The sequence below is a fragment of the Pseudomonas sp. LBUM1657 genome (genome assembly GCF_059716075.1).
In genome coordinates this window covers 1,807,999-1,825,246 of record NZ_CP166799.1, presented here as the reverse complement: position 1 = coordinate 1,825,246, position 17,248 = coordinate 1,807,999, and the positions used below count along the sequence as shown (strand labels likewise).

The 17,248-nt window shown below is 59.0% G+C and carries 14 protein-coding genes; 8 read left to right on the top strand and 6 right to left on the bottom strand.

What is annotated here, in order from left to right:
* Positions 1-111 precede the first annotated feature (111 nt).
* From rdgC to sugE, 3 genes are all read left to right on the top strand, one after another.
* Positions 112-1,032, top strand: coding sequence for a recombination-associated protein RdgC (gene rdgC, locus ACA055_RS08340; protein WP_497683196.1), 921 nt, complete (start codon positions 112-114; stop codon positions 1,030-1,032).
* Between the two features lie 90 nt (positions 1,033-1,122).
* Positions 1,123-2,088 carry a bile acid:sodium symporter family protein gene (locus ACA055_RS08335; RefSeq protein WP_497683195.1) on the top strand — a complete coding sequence of 322 codons (966 nt, stop codon included), beginning with the start codon at positions 1,123-1,125 and terminating at the stop codon, positions 2,086-2,088.
* Between the two features lie 119 nt (positions 2,089-2,207).
* A complete protein-coding gene (gene sugE, locus ACA055_RS08330) occupies positions 2,208-2,522 on the top strand; it encodes a quaternary ammonium compound efflux SMR transporter SugE (RefSeq protein ID WP_497683194.1) in 315 nt (104 codons plus the stop codon).
* Positions 2,523-2,629: 107 nt separating this feature from the next.
* On the opposite strand, the gene ACA055_RS08325 is transcribed toward sugE, so the two are convergent.
* From ACA055_RS08325 to ACA055_RS08310, 4 genes are all read right to left on the bottom strand, one after another.
* Positions 2,630-4,504: an MFS transporter gene (locus ACA055_RS08325; RefSeq protein ID WP_497683193.1), complete on the bottom strand. Its 1,875-nt coding sequence runs from the start codon at positions 4,502-4,504 to the stop codon at positions 2,630-2,632.
* A 99-nt stretch (positions 4,505-4,603) separates the two neighbouring features.
* On the bottom strand, positions 4,604-5,755 hold the full coding sequence (locus ACA055_RS08320) for a TDT family transporter (RefSeq protein ID WP_497683192.1): 1,152 nt from the start codon (positions 5,753-5,755) through the stop codon (positions 4,604-4,606).
* Positions 5,756-5,860: 105 nt separating this feature from the next.
* Positions 5,861-6,172 carry a cupin domain-containing protein gene (locus tag ACA055_RS08315; RefSeq protein ID WP_497683191.1) on the bottom strand — a complete coding sequence of 104 codons (312 nt, stop codon included), beginning with the start codon at positions 6,170-6,172 and terminating at the stop codon, positions 5,861-5,863.
* 41 nt (positions 6,173-6,213) lie between these two features.
* Entirely contained in the window at positions 6,214-7,407 is a 1,194-nt protein-coding gene (locus ACA055_RS08310) for an MFS transporter (protein ID WP_497683190.1), read from the bottom strand.
* Positions 7,408-7,559: 152 nt separating this feature from the next.
* Here ACA055_RS08310 and ACA055_RS08305 point away from each other — a divergent pair, with 152 nt between their 5' ends.
* Both ACA055_RS08305 and ACA055_RS08300 read left to right on the top strand, forming a co-directional pair.
* Positions 7,560-8,096 (top strand): TetR/AcrR family transcriptional regulator, encoded by a 537-nt coding sequence (locus tag ACA055_RS08305; RefSeq protein WP_497683189.1) that lies wholly within the window; start codon positions 7,560-7,562, stop codon positions 8,094-8,096.
* A 232-nt stretch (positions 8,097-8,328) separates the two neighbouring features.
* Positions 8,329-11,799 (top strand): hybrid sensor histidine kinase/response regulator, encoded by a 3,471-nt coding sequence (locus ACA055_RS08300; protein ID WP_497683188.1) that lies wholly within the window; start codon positions 8,329-8,331, stop codon positions 11,797-11,799.
* A gap of 123 nt (positions 11,800-11,922) precedes the next feature.
* Here ACA055_RS08300 and ACA055_RS08295 read toward each other — a convergent pair whose 3' ends face one another.
* Both ACA055_RS08295 and ACA055_RS08290 read right to left on the bottom strand, forming a co-directional pair.
* Positions 11,923-13,287, bottom strand: a complete 1,365-nt coding sequence (locus ACA055_RS08295; RefSeq protein ID WP_497684372.1) for a DNA recombination protein RmuC — start codon at positions 13,285-13,287, stop codon at positions 11,923-11,925.
* A 175-nt stretch (positions 13,288-13,462) separates the two neighbouring features.
* Entirely contained in the window at positions 13,463-13,786 is a 324-nt protein-coding gene (locus tag ACA055_RS08290) for a sel1 repeat family protein (RefSeq protein ID WP_497683187.1), read from the bottom strand.
* A 999-nt stretch (positions 13,787-14,785) separates the two neighbouring features.
* On the opposite strand from ACA055_RS08290, the gene ACA055_RS08285 reads away from it, so the two are divergent.
* The 3 genes from ACA055_RS08285 to ACA055_RS08275 all read left to right on the top strand — a co-directional run bounded on the left by ACA055_RS08285 (position 14,786) and on the right by ACA055_RS08275 (position 17,186).
* On the top strand, positions 14,786-15,010 hold the full coding sequence (locus ACA055_RS08285) for a hypothetical protein (protein ID WP_003214941.1): 225 nt from the start codon (positions 14,786-14,788) through the stop codon (positions 15,008-15,010).
* Positions 15,011-15,285: 275 nt separating this feature from the next.
* The gene (locus ACA055_RS08280) at positions 15,286-15,768 is read left to right on the top strand and encodes a hypothetical protein (RefSeq protein ID WP_497683186.1); all 483 of its coding nucleotides are present in this window, start codon (positions 15,286-15,288) and stop codon (positions 15,766-15,768) included.
* 146 nt (positions 15,769-15,914) lie between these two features.
* Positions 15,915-17,186, top strand: coding sequence for an OmpP1/FadL family transporter (locus tag ACA055_RS08275; protein ID WP_497683185.1), 1,272 nt, complete (start codon positions 15,915-15,917; stop codon positions 17,184-17,186).
* The last annotated feature ends 62 nt before the right edge of the window (positions 17,187-17,248 follow it).

Sequence of the window (17,248 nt, the reverse complement as noted above, 5' to 3'; positions counted from 1 at the left end):
AGCACTTTTTTAAATAATTTTTTCAGGCCTTCCAAAGGCTTAGGGAAGGGTTGGCCTATGGCGCCACGAAGAGAATAATGCCCCCCTTTGTATAAAGGAGAGACTCACCCCATGTGGTTCAAAAACCTGCTTATCTATCGCCTGACCCAAGATCTGCCTTTTGATGCCGAGGCGTTGGAAACTGCACTGGCCACCAAACTGGCGCGTTCATGTGCAAGCCAGGAGTTGACCACCTACGGTTTCGTCGCGCCGTTCGGCAAGGGCGAAGATGCACCGCTGGTGCACATCAGCGGGGATTTCCTGTTGATCGCCGCGCGTAAAGAAGAACGTATTCTGCCGGGCAGCGTCGTGCGTGACGCTGTGAAGGAAAAGGTCGAAGAGATCGAAGCCGAGCAAATGCGCAAGGTCTATAAGAAGGAACGGGACCAGATCAAGGATGAGATCATCCAGGCCTTCCTGCCTCGCGCCTTTATCCGTCGCTCGTCGACCTTCGCCGCCATCGCGCCGAAACAGGGCCTCATCCTGGTGAACTCGGCCAGTCCAAAACGTGCCGAAGACCTGTTGTCCACCCTGCGCGAAGTGATCGGTTCGCTGCCGGTACGTCCGCTGACCGTGAAAATGTCCCCGACGGCGACCATGACTGAGTGGGTGACCACTCAGAAAGCCGCGGACGATTTCTTTGTGCTGGACGAGTGCGAACTGCGTGACACCCACGAAGACGGCGGCATCGTGCGTTGCAAGCGCCAGGACCTGACCAGCGAAGAAATCCAGCTGCACCTGAGCACCGGCAAAGTGGTCACCCAACTGTCGCTGGCCTGGCAGGACAAGCTGTCTTTCGTCCTCGACGACAAGATGGTAGTCAAGCGCCTGAAGTTCGAAGACCTGCTGCAAGACCAGGCGGAACAGGACGGTGGCGAAGAAGCCCTCGGCCAGCTCGACGCCAGCTTCACCCTGATGATGCTGACCTTCGGCGACTTCCTGCCGGCGCTGGTTGAAGCGTTGGGCGGCGAAGAGACTCCGCAAGGCATTTAAGCTGACACGCGGTTTTCATGTGGGAGCGGGCTTGCTCGCTCCCACATTTGAGCTGTGTAATTTCGGAAGATTAATAACAAGGATCAGCCCATGCGCGCACTGGCTGCATTGAGTCGTTTTGTCGGCAATACCTTCGCTTATTGGGTACTGATATTCGCCGTCGTGGCGTTCCTGCAACCGGCCTGGTTCATCGACCTGAAGGGCGCGATTGTGCCGTTGCTGGGGCTGGTGATGTTCGGCATGGGCCTGACCCTCAAACTCGAAGACTTCGCCGAAGTCGCTCGCCATCCGTGGCGCGTGGCCTTGGGCGTGGTTGCGCATTTCGTGATCATGCCGGGTGTGGCGTGGCTGCTCTGCCAGGCGTTCCACTTGACGCCGGAAATTGCTGTCGGCGTCATCCTGGTCGGCTGTTGCCCAAGCGGCACCTCGTCAAACGTGATGACCTGGCTGGCCCGTGGGGATCTGGCGCTGTCAGTGGCCATCGCCGCCGTCACCACCCTCCTCGCTCCGCTGCTGACGCCGGCACTGATCTGGCTGTTGGCCTCGGCCTGGCTGCCCGTTTCTTTCATGGAGTTGTTCTGGTCGATCCTGCAAGTGGTGCTGCTGCCGATCATGCTCGGCGTGGTTGCCCAGCGCCTGCTGGGGGATCGGGTTCGCCACGCGGTGGAGGTGCTGCCGTTGATCTCGGTGGTGAGCATCGTGATCATCGTCACGGCGGTGGTGGCCGCCAGTCAGGCGAAGATTGCCGAGTCCGGCCTGCTGATCATGGCCGTGGTGATGCTGCACAACAGCTTCGGCTATCTGCTGGGTTACTTCACCGGGCGGCTGTTCAAGTTGCCATTGGCTCAGCGCAAATCCCTGGCCCTGGAAGTCGGCATGCAGAATTCCGGGTTGGGCGCCGCGCTGGCCAGTGCGCACTTCTCGCCACTGGCGGCAGTGCCGAGCGCGCTGTTCAGTGTCTGGCACAACATTTCCGGGGCTCTGCTCTCGACTTATTTCCGTCGGATGAGCGAGAAAGAAGATCGGGAAATAGCGGCTCGGCAGGCTACCGACTGATCCATAAACTTGATCCCCAGGTTAATGATGGGCACTATACTGCGCAACGCGAGGACGACCTTGCGGCTCGATCGAGTCATTAATCTGGGGACGACCCCGTCAATCGATGGAGGTCATTCATGTCCTGGATCATTCTGTTTTTCGCCGGCCTGTTCGAAGTGGGCTGGGCCGTCGGCCTGAAATACACCGATGGTTTCAGCCGCCCTCTCCCCACCGCATTGACCGTTGCCGCCATGGCCATCAGCCTTGGCCTGCTGGGCCTTGCCATGAAGGAACTGCCGCTGGGTACGGCCTATGCGATCTGGACGGGTGTGGGTGCCGTCGGGACGGTGATTGCCGGGATCATTCTGTTTGGTGAATCCATGGCACTGTTCAGGCTGGCCAGTGTGGCATTGATCATTGCCGGGTTGATTGGGCTCAAGATCAGCGCTTAAGCCTCAGTCGCCTTCGCGAGCAAGCCCGCTCCCACACTCGATTTGTGAACGACACAAAAACAATGTGGGAGCGGGCTTGCCCGCGAAGGGGCCATCAAAGACAACGACTATCTAACGGTCCCACGCAAATCCCCCACCAACGCCTGCAACTTAGCAGGCTCCGCCACCTCCACGGCGACCGCCGGCCCCGCCACCAACGTCACCCGCGACCACAACCGACGAAACATTCCCTTGCCCGGATCGCGGCTAAAGAAACTCCCCCACAACCCCTGCAAGGCCAACGGAATCACCGGCACCGGTGTCTCTTCGAGAATCCGCCTCACACCGCCCTTGAACTCGTTGATCTCGCCATCAGCCGTCAACTTGCCCTCAGGGAAAATGCACACCAATTCGCCGTCCTTCAGGTACTGGGCAATCCGGGTGAAGGCCTTTTCGTAAATCTGAATGTCTTCCTGACGTCCTGCGATCGGAATCGTCCCAGCCGTGCGAAAGATGAAGTTCAGCACGGGCAGGTTGTAGATTTTGTAATACATCACAAAGCGAATCGGCCGACGCACCGCGCCACCAATCAACAACGCATCAACAAACGAAACATGGTTGCAAACCAGCAGCGCCGCGCCTTCATCGGGAATCAGTTCCAGATTGCGATGCTCCACGCGGTACATGGAATGGCTGAGCAGCCAGATCATGAAACGCATGCTGAACTCGGGGACGATCTTGAAGATGTAGGCGTTGACGCCGATGTTCAGCAGCGACACCACCAAGAACAACTGCGGGATCGACAGTTCGACCATGCTCAGCAGGACGATCGACACAATCGCCGAGACCACCATGAACAGCGCGTTAAGAATATTGTTGGCAGCGATCACCCGCGCCCGCTCGTTCTCGGGGGTGCGCGACTGGATCAACGCATACAGCGGCACGATATAGAAGCCGCCGAAAATGCCTAGGCCGAGGATGTCGATCAACACCAGCCAGGTGTGGCCAAAACCGAGAATCTCGGTCCAACCATGGCCCTCAACGCTGACCGGAATTCCGCCGGAATGCCACCACAGCAACAACCCAAATACCGTCAGGCCAAAAGAGCCGAATGGCACCAGGCCGATTTCCACTTTGCGTCCGGACAGTTTCTCGCAGAGCATCGATCCCAGTGCGATACCGACCGAGAACACCGTAAGAATCAGCGTCACCACGGTTTCATCGCCGTGCATCCACTCCTTGGCATATGCCGGAATCTGCGTCAGATAAATCGCCCCGACAAACCAGAACCACGAGTTACCGACAATCGAGCGCGACACTGCCGGGGTTTGCCCCAGGCCCAACTTCAAGGTGGCCCAGGACTGGCTGAAGATGTTCCAGTTCAGACGCATTTCCGGCGAAGCGGCCGCAGCCCGTGGGATGTTGCGACTGGCCAGGTAGCCGAGCACGGCAATCGCGATGATCGCTGTGGAAACAACGGGGGCGTAATGACTGGACGACATCATGATCCCGGCACCGATGGTCCCGGCGAGGATCGCAAGGAAAGTGCCCATTTCCACTAGCCCGTTGCCACCCACCAACTCCTCTTCGCGCAGGGCCTGGGGCAGGATCGAGTATTTCACCGGCCCGAACAGCGCCGAATGAGTGCCCATGGCGAATAGCGCCAGCAGCATCAGCGACAGGTGATCGAACATGAAGCCGACAGCGCCCACCGCCATGATGGCGATTTCGCCAAGCTTGATCAGACGGATCAGCGCGTCCTTGGCGAATTTTTCCCCGAACTGACCGGCCAGCGCCGAGAACAGAAAGAACGGCAGGATGAATAGCAACGCACACAGGTTGACCCAGATCGAACGGTCACCGTCGATCGTCAACTTGTACAAAATGGCGAGGATCAACGACTGCTTGAAGATGTTGTCGTTGAACGCACCGAGGGACTGCGTAATGAAGAATGGCAGGAAGCGCCGGGTGCGAAGCAAGGTGAACTGTGAGGGGTGACTCATCTTCCGTGTGTCCCTGAGTTTGGGTAGAGAGTGGCTTGGATACAGTGATTGGAATATCAGATGTCGATCCAGGCCACACATTACCTAATCTTTGCAGGTTTACTTCTTTAATCCTGCTATGCACGGCGACACAAACAACTCTCCCCGCCAGGCACCCTGCACAGTCCGTTTGGCGACGATCAGCCACATCACCGCCAGCAACGCCACCAGTGCGCAGCCGAAGACACTGAAAAATGTCAGGTGCAACGTGCCGGCCAGTTTCAACGTCGCCAAAGCATAGACGCCCAACGGGAAGGTGAACCCCCACCAGCCCAGGTTGAAAGGAATGCCGGCGCGCAAGTAACGCACGGTGATCAGCACCGCGATCAGCATCCACCACAGGCCAAAGCCCCACAACGTAATCCCGGCCACCAGCCCTATTCCAGCGGCGATTTCACCCATACCTGGCAGGCCGTTGGCAGCAAAGATCGCCGGCGCTTCGGCACCAAGCAACAACATGCCCAGCGCACCGGTACCGATCGGGCCAAGTGCAAGCCAACTGGAAGCCGCCATGTTTTCGTGGGGCAATTTATGCAAGGCCATGCGCAGCAGCAGAATAGTCAGAATGCTGAACGCTACCGGTAGGGAAAATGCCCAAAGCACGTAGCTTGTCACCAACACCACCAGTTGCGAGTGGGCATCGGCCAGGTGCGGTGCCAGCAGCCCGCCACTGGCCGCCGCCACTTCGGCGGCCACCACCGGCAGCAGCCAGACGGCCGTCATCTGGTCAATGCTGTGCTCCTGACGGGTGAACATCATGTAGGGAATCAGCACGCCGCAGGCGAGAGACATCGCCACATCCAGCCACCACAACACCTCGGCGACCTGTATCACCCCTTCCCCCCAACGCGGCAGACCAAACAACAGAACACCGTTGATGATCGTCGCCAGGCCCATGGGGATGGTGCCGAAGAACATCGAGACCGTGGAGTGCCCGAAAATCCGCCGAGCCTCATCGAAAAACAGTATCCAGCGCGCCGCGTATACGGCCGTGAACAAAACGAACAAAAGGATATTGAACAGCCAGAGCGCTTCGGCAATCCCGTACAAAACGGGACTCGCCACAGGCAACTGCGCGAGCGCCAACGCAAGCACGCCGGTGCCCATGGTGGCGGCAAACCAGTTGGGCGTGAACTGGCGAATGACTTCGCGTGGATGCTGCAAATGAGTGAAAGGTTTAAAACCGCCTGCGGCGTTGTTGGGGCATGTCATGGCGAACTCCTGTCCTCTGGTGAGGTGGAATTCATGGTAGATCTGAATCGAATATCTATATAACGGGTAATATCTCTAACTGTTATCTGTTTTGCCGATATGCCTTTATACGCTTCCTTCCGACTCGATCACCAATATCCTCGCCGCGCCCAGCGGATGGGCCACATGTTCGGTGCCCACTGACGCGTAAAAAATGTCGCCGACGTCCAGCAGCGCTTCCTTTTCAATGCCTTCCTCGCGGTAACGCATCTGCACTTGGCCATCGAGCACCACGAACACTTCCTGACCGTCGTTGATGTGCCATTTGTACGGCTGATCGGTCCAGTGCAAACGCGTGGTGATGCCGTTCATATTGGCGATGTCCAGCGCCGCCCAGGCACGGTCACCGGTGAAGGATTTGCTGCGAATTATTTTCATGGTCTGTCCGTCGAAAAAACAGGCGAGGACAAGGCTAGCGGTCATCGAACATCAACGCCACAGACTTCGACAGAACGCTGACGCATCAACGCCCATAACGCACCGAGGGAAAGGAGAATCAGCACAGCGCCGTAACCATCGGTCGTCGCCACCAGGCCAAAGGTCCGCGTCAGGTTCCCGGCCAACAGCGATGGCAAGCAGAACGCCAGATAACTGAGCACATAAAACGCCGACATCAACCCCGCTCGTTCATGGGGTAACGCCAGCGGCACGATACTGCGCAAGGCGCCGAGGAAACCGGCACCGAAGCCGCAACCGGCCACCAGCGTGCCGACGAAAAACAACGGCAGGCTAGCGCTGTGCACAGCCATTAGAATCAGTGCAACGCCGGTGGGCAGCAGACTGGCGCCTATCTGCAAGACCTTGTTGGCCGGCCGATTACGCAAGGTATAGATCGCCAACGCCCCGGTTACCGTCAACACCGCCACGGTCGCACCGCCAATCAGATTCGACGTCGATCCGGTGGCCGTGCGCACCAGAGACGGCGCCAGGGAAGCGTAAAAACCACCGAGTGCCCAGGCCGCGATATTGATCGGCAACACCAGCCACAAAGCTCGACGCGCCTGGGCCGGCACATGCAAGGTCGGGCGCAGCGATGCCCAGGCTCCCGATTGACGACTGACCGTTTCCGGCAGACGCCAGACGTACAACGCTTGCATCACAAACAGCGTGAGCAGCACCCAATAGGTCAACTGCAACGGCAGCGGCGCAAACTCGGCCAACAATCCGCACCCCATGGCGCCCGCCGCCATGCCAAGCAACGGCGCGACACTGTTGATCAGCGGCCCTTGCTGACGATCGGTGTCCAGCAACGCAGCACTCAAGACGGCAGTGGCCATCCCCGTCGCAAATCCCTGAAGCACCCGCGCACTGATCAACCAGGCGACGCTGTCGGCATTGATAAACAGCAACATTGCCAGCATGTTCAGCAACACGGCGGTAAAAATCACCGGTTTGCGCCCCAGGTAATCCGAAAGCGAACCGACCGTGAGCAGCGCCGCCAGCAAGCTGATGGCATACACGCCGAAAATCAGGGTCAGGGTCGCGGCCGAGAACTGCAGGTGTTCCTGGTACAAGTGATACAACGGCGTCGGCGCGGTGGAAGCAGCGAGAAAACTGAGCAAGGTGATCGCCAGAAACCACAGCGTGGGACGGTTTGAACGAGCATTGGACATAAGCATACTCCGCAAAAGCTAACTTTTTGCTTTTGCGGAGTGTGCTACTGGCTTGCACTTAAAGCAAATTCTTTGTGTTAAGGTCCGATACATGGCTTTTCAGGACCGGACTTGCCCAGCAGCAATCACCGGCGCGATACAGGAAACAAGTAATGACAGCTCCCACTTTACGCCCCGGCGGCCGCAGCGCCCGGGTGCAAGAATCGGTTCATTCGGCCGTACGCGCGCTCCTTGAAGAGCAGGACCGCACCACCGTGACCGTGCCGCAAATCGCCACGCGCGCGGGGGTCACGCCATCGACCATTTACCGGCGCTGGGGCGATTTGTCCGCGCTGCTGGCCGACGTTGCCCTCGCGCGTATGCGCCCCGACAGCGAGCCGGCCAATACTGGCAGCCTGCGCGGTGACGTGCTGGCCTGGGCCGAGCAGTATCTGGACGAAATGAGCTCTGAACCCGGCCGCAATATGCTGCGCGATGTGCAATCGAGCACCACACCGGGCTTTTGCGTGACGATCATTGGCGGGCAGTTGCAGACGATTCTGGATCGCTACCCCGATCAGCCCAAGCCGAGCATTGATCGGCTGATCAACCTGCTGGCGGCGCCAACGGTGTTTCGCATTCTGTTTTCGCCGGTGCCGTTGGAAATTGAAGAGTTGCATCGGTTGATCGAGATTGCGTTGAGTCCGTAAGGCCGCCTTCGCGAGCAAGCCTGCTCCCACATTTGATCTGTGTTCACCTGGGTCCAATGTGGGAGCGGGCTTGCTCGCGAAGAGGCCCGCCCAGACACCAAAAAATTTAACTGACAACCAACCCGCGACACCCCGCCACGCCACGACCTTGGTCGACACTGACTAACTCGGGCGGTCGTGCGAGACTGTCTGACCGGGAGGGAGTCCCGGGTGTCTTTTGTCTGGAGTTCCCATGTCGCTGTCCAGCGGGCTGATCGCCGTCGTCGCCCTGGCCTATATGGCCATTCTGTTCGCCATCGCCTTCTACGGCGACCGTCGCAGTGCGCCGTTGCCGCCGCGGGTGCGTGCCTGGGTGTACAGCCTGTCGCTGGCGGTCTACTGCACCAGCTGGACCTTCTTCGGCGCCGTGGGCCAGGCCGCCGAACAACTCTGGTCTTTCCTGCCGATCTACCTCGGGCCGATCCTGCTGCTGGTCTGTGCGCCGTGGGTTCTGCAAAAAATGGTGATGATCAGCAAACAGGAGAACATCACCTCCATTGCCGACTTTATCGCCGCGCGTTATGGCAAATCCCAGTCGCTGGCGGTGGTCGTGGCGTTGATCTGCCTGGTCGGCGTGCTGCCTTACATCGCCTTGCAACTCAAGGGTATCGTGCTCGGGGTTAACCTGCTGATCGGCGCCGGTGCCGACGCCACGGGCACGCGTGCCCAAGACACGGCGCTGGTCGTGTCGCTGGTGCTGGCGTTGTTCACCATCGTCTTCGGTACCCGCAACCTCGACGCCACGGAACACCACCGCGGCATGGTGCTGGCGATTGCATTCGAGTCGCTGGTCAAGCTGTTCGCGTTTCTCGCCGTCGGCGCGTTTGTCACCTATGGCCTGTACGACGGTTTCGACGACTTGTTCAACCAGGCCATGCTGGCACCCCGCCTGGAACAGTACTGGAAGGAAACCATCAACTGGCCGTCGATGGTGGTGCAGACCGGTGTGGCGATGATGGCAATCATCTGCCTGCCCCGGCAGTTCCACGTGACTGTGGTGGAAAACATCGACCCCCAAGACCTACGGCTAGCCAAATGGGTGTTCCCGGCTTACCTGGCGTTGGCGGCGTTGTTTGTAGTCCCAATCGCTCTCGCCGGTCAGATGCTGCTGCCCAGCTCGGTGCTGCCGGACTCTTTCGTCATCAGCCTGCCGCTGGCCCAATCCCACCCTGCCCTCGCGATGCTGGCATTTATTGGTGGCGCATCGGCAGCGACCGGCATGGTGATCGTCGCCAGCGTGGCGCTGTCGACCATGGTCTCCAACGACATGCTGTTGCCGTGGTTGCTGCGCCGGAACAACGCCGAGCGGCCGTTCGAAGTGTTCCGCCAGTGGATGCTCTCGGTGCGCCGGGTGAGCATCGTGGTGATTTTGCTGCTGGCCTATGTCAGCTATCGCCTGTTGGGCTCGACCGCGAGTTTGGCAACCATCGGCCAGATCGCCTTCGCCGCCGTGACCCAACTGGCCCCGGCCATGCTCGGCGCGCTGTACTGGAAACAAGCCAACCGTCGAGGCGTGTTCGCCGGCCTCGCTGCGGGCACGTTCATCTGGTTCTACACCCTGATCCTGCCCATCGCAGCCAACAGCCTCGGTTTGTCCCTGAACAGCTTTCCGGGCCTGGCCTGGCTGCACGGCAACCCGCTGGACCTGCCGATCACCCCGTTGACCCAAGGTGTGGTGCTGTCGCTGGCAGGCAACTTCACGCTGTTTGCCTGGGTGTCGGTGCTGTCGCGCACTCGGGTTTCGGAACACTGGCAGGCCGGTCGCTTTATCGGTCAGGAAATCAGCGCTCGCCCCAACTCACGTTCAATGTTGGCGGTGCAGATCAATGATTTGCTGGAACTGGCCGCGCGGTTCGTCGGTGAAGAACGGGCCCGTCAGAGCTTCATCCGCTTTGCTTACCGTCAGGGCAAAGGCTTCAACCCGAATCAGAATGCCGACGGTGAATGGATCGCCCACACCGAACGTTTGCTGGCCGGTGTTCTCGGCGCTTCGTCGACACGTGCGGTGGTGAAAGCCGCCATCGAAGGTCGGGAGATGCAACTCGAGGATGTAGTCCGAATCGCCGACGAAGCGTCGGAGGTGCTGCAATTCAACCGCGCGCTGTTGCAAGGCGCGATCGAGAACATCACCCAGGGCATCAGCGTGGTCGACCAGTCTCTGAAACTGGTGGCCTGGAATCGTCGCTACCTGGAACTGTTCAACTATCCGGACGGCTTGATCAGCGTGGGTCGACCGATTGCCGACATCATTCGCTACAACGCCGAGCGCGGCCTGTGCGGCCCCGGCGAAGCCGAAGTGCATGTCGCCCGCCGACTGCACTGGATGCGCCAGGGTCGCGCCCACACCTCTGAGCGCCTGTTCCCCAATGGGCGGGTGATCGAGCTGATCGGCAACCCGATGCCGGGCGGCGGCTTCGTCATGAGTTTCACCGACATTACTGCGTTCCGCGAAGCCGAGCAGGCGCTGACCGAAGCCAACGAGGGCCTGGAGCAGCGGGTCACCGAGCGAACCCACGAACTGTCGCAACTCAACGTTGCCCTGACCGAAGCCAAGGGCACTGCCGAATCGGCCAACCAATCGAAAACCCGTTTCCTGGCTGCCGTCAGTCATGACTTGATGCAACCGTTGAACGCGGCGCGGCTGTTCTCGGCCGCCCTCTCCCACCAGGACGACGGATTGTCCGGTGAAGCGCAGAAACTGGTCCATCATCTGGATTCTTCACTGCGCTCGGCCGAGGATCTGATTAGCGATTTGCTGGACATTTCCCGCCTGGAAAACGGCAAGATCAACCCCGATCCCCAGCCGTTCGTGCTCAATGAACTGTTCGACGCCCTCGGCGCCGAGTTCAAGGCGCTGGCCCGGGATCAGGGGCTGAAATTCCGCGTCAGGGGCAGCACGCTACGCGTCGACAGCGACATCAAGTTGTTGCGGAGGATCTTGCAGAACTTCCTGACCAACGCCTTCCGCTACGCCAAGGGGCCGGTACTCCTGGGCGTTCGGCGTCGCAAGGGCGAGCTGTGTCTGGAGGTCTGGGACCGGGGGCCGGGGATTCCGAAAGATAAACAGCAGGTGATTTTCGAAGAGTTCAAACGCCTCGACAGCCACCAGACCCGTGCCGAGAAAGGCCTGGGCCTGGGCCTGGCGATTGCCGATGGCTTGTGCCGCGTGCTGGGCCACACGCTACAGGTACGTTCCTGGCCGGGACGCGGCAGTGTATTCAGTGTCAGTGTGCCGTTGGCCCGGTCGCAAACCGTTATCCCGGCCAAGGTCGCCGACCTCAACGGCAAACTGCTGAGCGGCGCGCAAGTACTGTGTATCGACAACGAAGACAGCATTCTGATCGGCATGAACAGTTTGCTGACCCGTTGGGGCTGTCAGGTCTGGACGGCGCGCAATCGCGATGAATGCGCGGCACTGCTCAGTGATGGGGTACGTCCGCAACTCGCGCTGGTGGATTACCACCTGGACAATGGCGAAACGGGGACCGAACTGATGGCGTGGCTACGGACCCGACTGGGCGAGCCAGTACCCGGCGTGGTGATTAGCGCCGATGGACGACCGGAGATGGTGGCCCAGGTGCATGCGGCAGGCCTGGACTACCTGGCCAAACCGGTGAAACCGGCGGCGTTGCGGGCGTTGTTGAGTCGGCATTTGCCGTTGTAGCGCGCCAGGGTTGAGCCTTGCGGTGGCGCAACGGTCGCCCTCGCGGGCAAGCCCGCTCCCACAGGGATCTTGTGAACACCTCGAATCCAATGTGGGAGCGGGCTTACTCGCGAAGCTTTTCGGCTACTCCGGCAACTCGGCCAATCCATCCACGTCGGTCATCGCCCGTTCCAGCAGATCCGCCGGCAGGCTCTTGCTGGCTCGCGCCCCGAGCAACTTGAGCTGCTCACTGCGGCTGACCAGGTTGCCCCGCCCTTCTGTCAGCTTGTTACGCGCGGAGCTGTAGGCCTTATCCAGTTGCTGCAAGCGATTGCCGACTTCATCCAGATCCTGAATGAACAACACGAACTTGTCGTACAGCCACCCGGCGCGCTCGGCGATTTCCCGGGCGTTCTGGCTCTGACGCTCCTGCTTCCACAGGCTGTCGATGACTCGCAACGTCGCCAACAAGGTGGTCGGGCTGACGATCACGATATTGCGGTCGAACGCCTCTTGGAACAGCGTCGGCTCAACTTGCAACGCGGCAGAAAACGCCGCTTCGATCGGTACAAACAGCAAGACGAAATCCAGACTGTGCAAACCGTCGAGACGTTTGTAATCCTTACCGGCCAGGCCTTTGACGTGATTGCGCAGGGACAGCACGTGCTGCTTGATGGCGATCTGGCCGATGGCATCGTCTTCGGCAGCGACGTATTGCTGGTAGGCGGTTAGGCTGACCTTGGAGTCGACCACCACCTGCTTGTCGCCCGGTAGATAAATGATCACGTCCGGCTGGAAACGCTCACCGTCCGGGCCTTTGAGATTGACCTGAGTCTGGTACTCACGTCCCTTCTCCAGCCCCGCGTGTTCAAGCACCCGTTCAAGAATCAGCTCGCCCCAATTGCCCTGGGTTTTTTGCCCTTTCAAGGCGCGGGTCAGGTTGGTGGCTTCATCGCTCAGACGCAGGTTCAGTTGTTGCAGCCGTTCCAGCTCCTTGGCCAGGGAAAAACGCTCCCGCGCTTCAGCCTGATAGCTTTCCTCGACGCGTTTTTCGAAAGACTGGATGCGCTCCTTCAATGGATCGAGCAACTGCCCCAGTCGCTGCTGACTGGTTTCGGCAAAGCGCTGCTCACGCTCGTCAAAGATCTTGCCCGCCAGCTCCGCGAACTGCGCACGCAGCTCGTCTCGCGAGCCTTGCAGGTCGTTGAGGCGCTGCTGATGGCTTTCCTGCTGTTCGCGCAGCTCCGCGTTGAGAGAAGCGGCCTGGGCGTCCAGGCGGCGCAACTCAGCCTCTTTGCCGGCGCGCTCGAGATTCCAGGCATGGGCGGCATCGCGGGCGTCGTCGCGTTCGATCTGCAACAGTTCGACTTCACGGCGCAGGGCGGCCAGGTCTGCTTGCCTGGCGGCGTTGGCCTGCCCCAGATCGGCGATTTCATCGCGACAGGCTTCGAGCTGGATGTTCAATCCATCCTGGGCCAGACCGGCTGTGGCCAGTCGCTCTTGCAACAGCGCAACCTCTGACTGCGCGGTGCTCGCTCGGCGCTGAAGTTGCCAGGCCAGTATCAGCAACGGCAGCGCAGCGCCCGCCAGACCGAGCAATGCGCTGGTCAAGTCCATAGCCATAGCCACTCCTGCCAATCAAATAAAGCTTGAAGGTTAACCAAGGCGTCAGGTCTTGGACAGCTCAGTCTTCGATCAGACCGAGTTCCTGCTGGGCGCGCCGATCCCCAGCGCGCGCGGCCTGACGCAAAAGGTCCTGGCCAATGCGGCGATCCCGGGCGTTGCCACATTCGCGGCACATCAACTGGCCAAGACGGCTTTGCGCGGCCACGACCCCGTCACGGGCCGGCTGCTTGAGCAAATGCCCGGCCAAGTGTTTGACGTTGACGTTTTCGCCCAGGCGCGGGCTGTCCAGCAACCATTCGGCCACGCGCATTGAGAAGCGCTTGGGCGGGGTAACACTGGAGGGTGTAGAGGTTACAGAAACTGATACTGAGCGAAACTTCATAAAGCACTGTGGGGCAGATCGGAAGGCGCGCAACTCTACTCTTTTTTTCTTACAGGTAAAGCCTAAAAAAACCCTGCACGCCCGTCCTAGAGCAAGCGCTCGGGACAATCCACAGAAGCTGTGGATAACTCAGTGGACAACCCCACTTGAACTCTCGCAAACCCCTATGGAATGGGGCTCGCAGTCAAACTGACGATTTTTTCACCAGTAAAAAAAAGCGATGTTTTTCATTGACTTAAATTTTCGTTACAGGCACCCACTATGCTTGAAGCGAAGATGACAGTGGGGTGACAACCCGCGCAACTTATGTGCACAAGTACCTTCGAGGCAGTTATATCGATGCGCTTTTTCGGCGCATTTTGTCACCTGATTCTGGGGATAAACCTGGCAAACCCATGATTCAGGCCGGACCAGGCTGGATGTACTTCGACGACCAGCGGTCGAATTTTGTGCTATTACGGCGCGGGTCTGCGGATCATGACCGTGTCCAGCCGCCAAACCGTTAGCTTTTGGCAGGCACTTCATGGATCTATTTTGCTAACACACTTCCTTTCTGCAATTCAATCCGTTAGTATCCGCGGCGTTAGTACCAAGCTGAAAGTCAATTCTGGTCGAACAAATCCCCCCGGTCTGCCTTCCCAACGGAAGCCTCCACCGACAAAGCGGGATCGACCACCTCGATGGTTTCCAGGTAAATCTTGCGTCAACACTGCCTTTGAATCGAAAGCAAAGGGTGTTGCGAAGCTCACTTACTCTGACCGAACCAACCTGCAAATTGATCAGGATCTTCACCCCGGGCCCAGAACCTTTGCCCTTGATGTGTTGCCTGCCCTCCTAAGTACCTACCTGCCAGCCCAAGCGCGCCAACTTATCAGCGCTTCAAACTGGCTGCTTTGTTCCAGTCGGGTTCTTCGTTCGACCAACGGTGGTCGGCGTCACTGGAACGTTTTAATTTTGCACGGTTCTTATCCGTGTCGCTTGTAGGAACACCCAATGACTATGTCTACTCAAATCCATACCCAGGATGCCATTCGCACCCTAACCAACGCTTTTGCACCAATGAACTGCTTGATCATGGCCGCTCGCAAAGGCTGCTTCAGCTTCACCCTGGTCAACGAACACGGTATCGCTCGTCACAGCGAACGCCTGTACCCCGATCAATACTCCAGCGCCGAGCCGCTGCAGGCCGTGATCGATCGTACCCGTCAGGCACTGGTTGCCTGATACGCCAGAAAGACTGAAAACCTCAAAAGCCCTGCTCAAAAAGCGGGGCTTTTTATTGCCCGATGTTTCTCTTTTCGCTGCACTCGCTTAAGCACAAACCGATATAACGGTTATAACTCGAAGCCGGAAATATTTTAAAAACAGGCCTTTACATCGCGAATATGACACTACACTTCAACTCAAGCGGCCAAATCCGCTTCCGGCGAGCCTGAGTCGATCCACTGCTGCCAATGCCCTTCAGGTGTCGCCGCCCATTTGATGGTTTCGAGGGTTTTATGGGTATCGCTGCCAGCGAACTGTGTCGTTATGTGATCCGTCCGACCTTGATCTACCTCGGACGCCATAGCGCAACTGCCGAATCCCTGCTGCTGGGTGTCGCCGCCAGTCAGTCAGCCCTTGGTTCCGCCCTGCATGACCGCCGTGGACACGGCCTGTACCGAATCGCCGAACCTCGCCACCAGGCACTCTGGGACCACTACCTGGCACTTGACCCGGAACGCGCGAGCCTGGTCCGCGGACTGGCCAGCCAGCATGCTTTCCTGAGTGGTCCGCACCTCGAATTGACCGTCAACCTGCGTTACGCCACCGCCATCGCCTGGCTGCTGATCGAAGAACAGAACACTCCCCTCCCCGAAGCAGACGACCTGCTGGGAATGGCCCGCATCTGGCGCCAGACCTTCCAGCCCCAAGGACGCCTGAGAGACTTCACCTCCGCCTGGCAAATCTGTGTTTCACCGCTGAATCAAGTCGCCTGCTGATCCCCCACTTTCAGAAGATCGCACAACACGTCGCGATTCTGGTCTGATTGTCCTACAAAACCGCTCTAAATCAAGGCATACAGGCTATAGCGCTGGGACGAAAATGTTGGTAATTTTCGCCCCGGTGATCACCAGGAGTTCTAATAATGAAAAAAGTAATGCTCAAAACCACCCTTAGTCTCGCCGTTGCCTTGGCATCCACCCAGATTTTCGCAGCTGGCTTTGCCATCAACGAACAAAGTATCAGCGGGATGGGTACAGGTTTTGCCGGGCGATCTTCATCTGCCGATGACGCAAGCACCATTTTTGGCAACCCTGCCGGCATGTCGCGCCTCAAGCGTGAACAAGTCACCGGCGGTGCTGCACTGCTCGACGCACACACCGACATCAGCGATGCCAGCTCCCGCCCGAACGGCGGTACCAACGACGGCGACATGGTTCCATTCATTGCCGTGCCGATGGGCTACTACGTCAAGCCTATCGATGAGCATTGGGCATTCGGTGTCGGCATCTACGCTCCGTTCGGCCTGGTGACCGACTACGAAAACGGCTTTGCCGGCCGTTATTTCGGCAGTAAGAGCGAAGTGACCGTTGTCACCGTTCAGCCAACCGTCAGCTACGCCTTCAACGACAAGGTGTCGATCGGTTTCGGTCCGACCATCAACCGCATTGACGGCACCCTCGAATCGAAACTGTCGCTGAACCCGCTCGCACCGGACGGCAACGTCAAGATCAAGGGTGACGACACCGCGCTCGGCTACAACATCGGTATCCTGGTTCAAGCCACCGACAGCACACGCGTCGGCCTGACCTACCACTCGAAAGTGAAGTACAAGCTCGAGGGCGACACCAAGGTCGACTACGCACTCCTCGGGGCCTTGGGTCAAAACCCAAGCCAGAAATACGACGCGTCGCTGGACCTGACCACTCCTGAATCGGTCGACTTCTCGGTAACTCATCAGCTGGACGACCAGTGGACTCTCTACGCAGGCAGCACCTGGACTCGCTGGAGCCGCCTGAAAGAGATCACCGTCGAAAACAGCGGCGTGCCAGCTGTCCTGAACGGTCAGTTCGGTCACATCACCGAAGATCAGAACTGGCATGACACCTGGGCTCACGCCATCGGTGCTTCCTACCAGTTGAACAAGCAATGGGTACTGCGTACCGGTCTGTCCATCGACCAGGCGCCGACCAACAACGTCGACCGCTCCCCACGCATCCCGACGGGCGATCGCAAGATTTTCAGCCTGGGCGCTGGCTGGAGCCCGACCGACGACCTGACCATCGACGTAGCGTATTCGTACCTTCGCGAGGAGTCGGTCAAGGTCAACAACAGCAACAACCGTGGCCAGAACTACAACGCCAAGTACGAAAACTATGCGAACGGCTTTGGTGTTGGCGCGACCTACCGCTTCTGATGATTCACGGCGAGCCTCAACCCTCGCCGCCTGAACTGAAAAAGCCCCGCTCTCTTGTACAG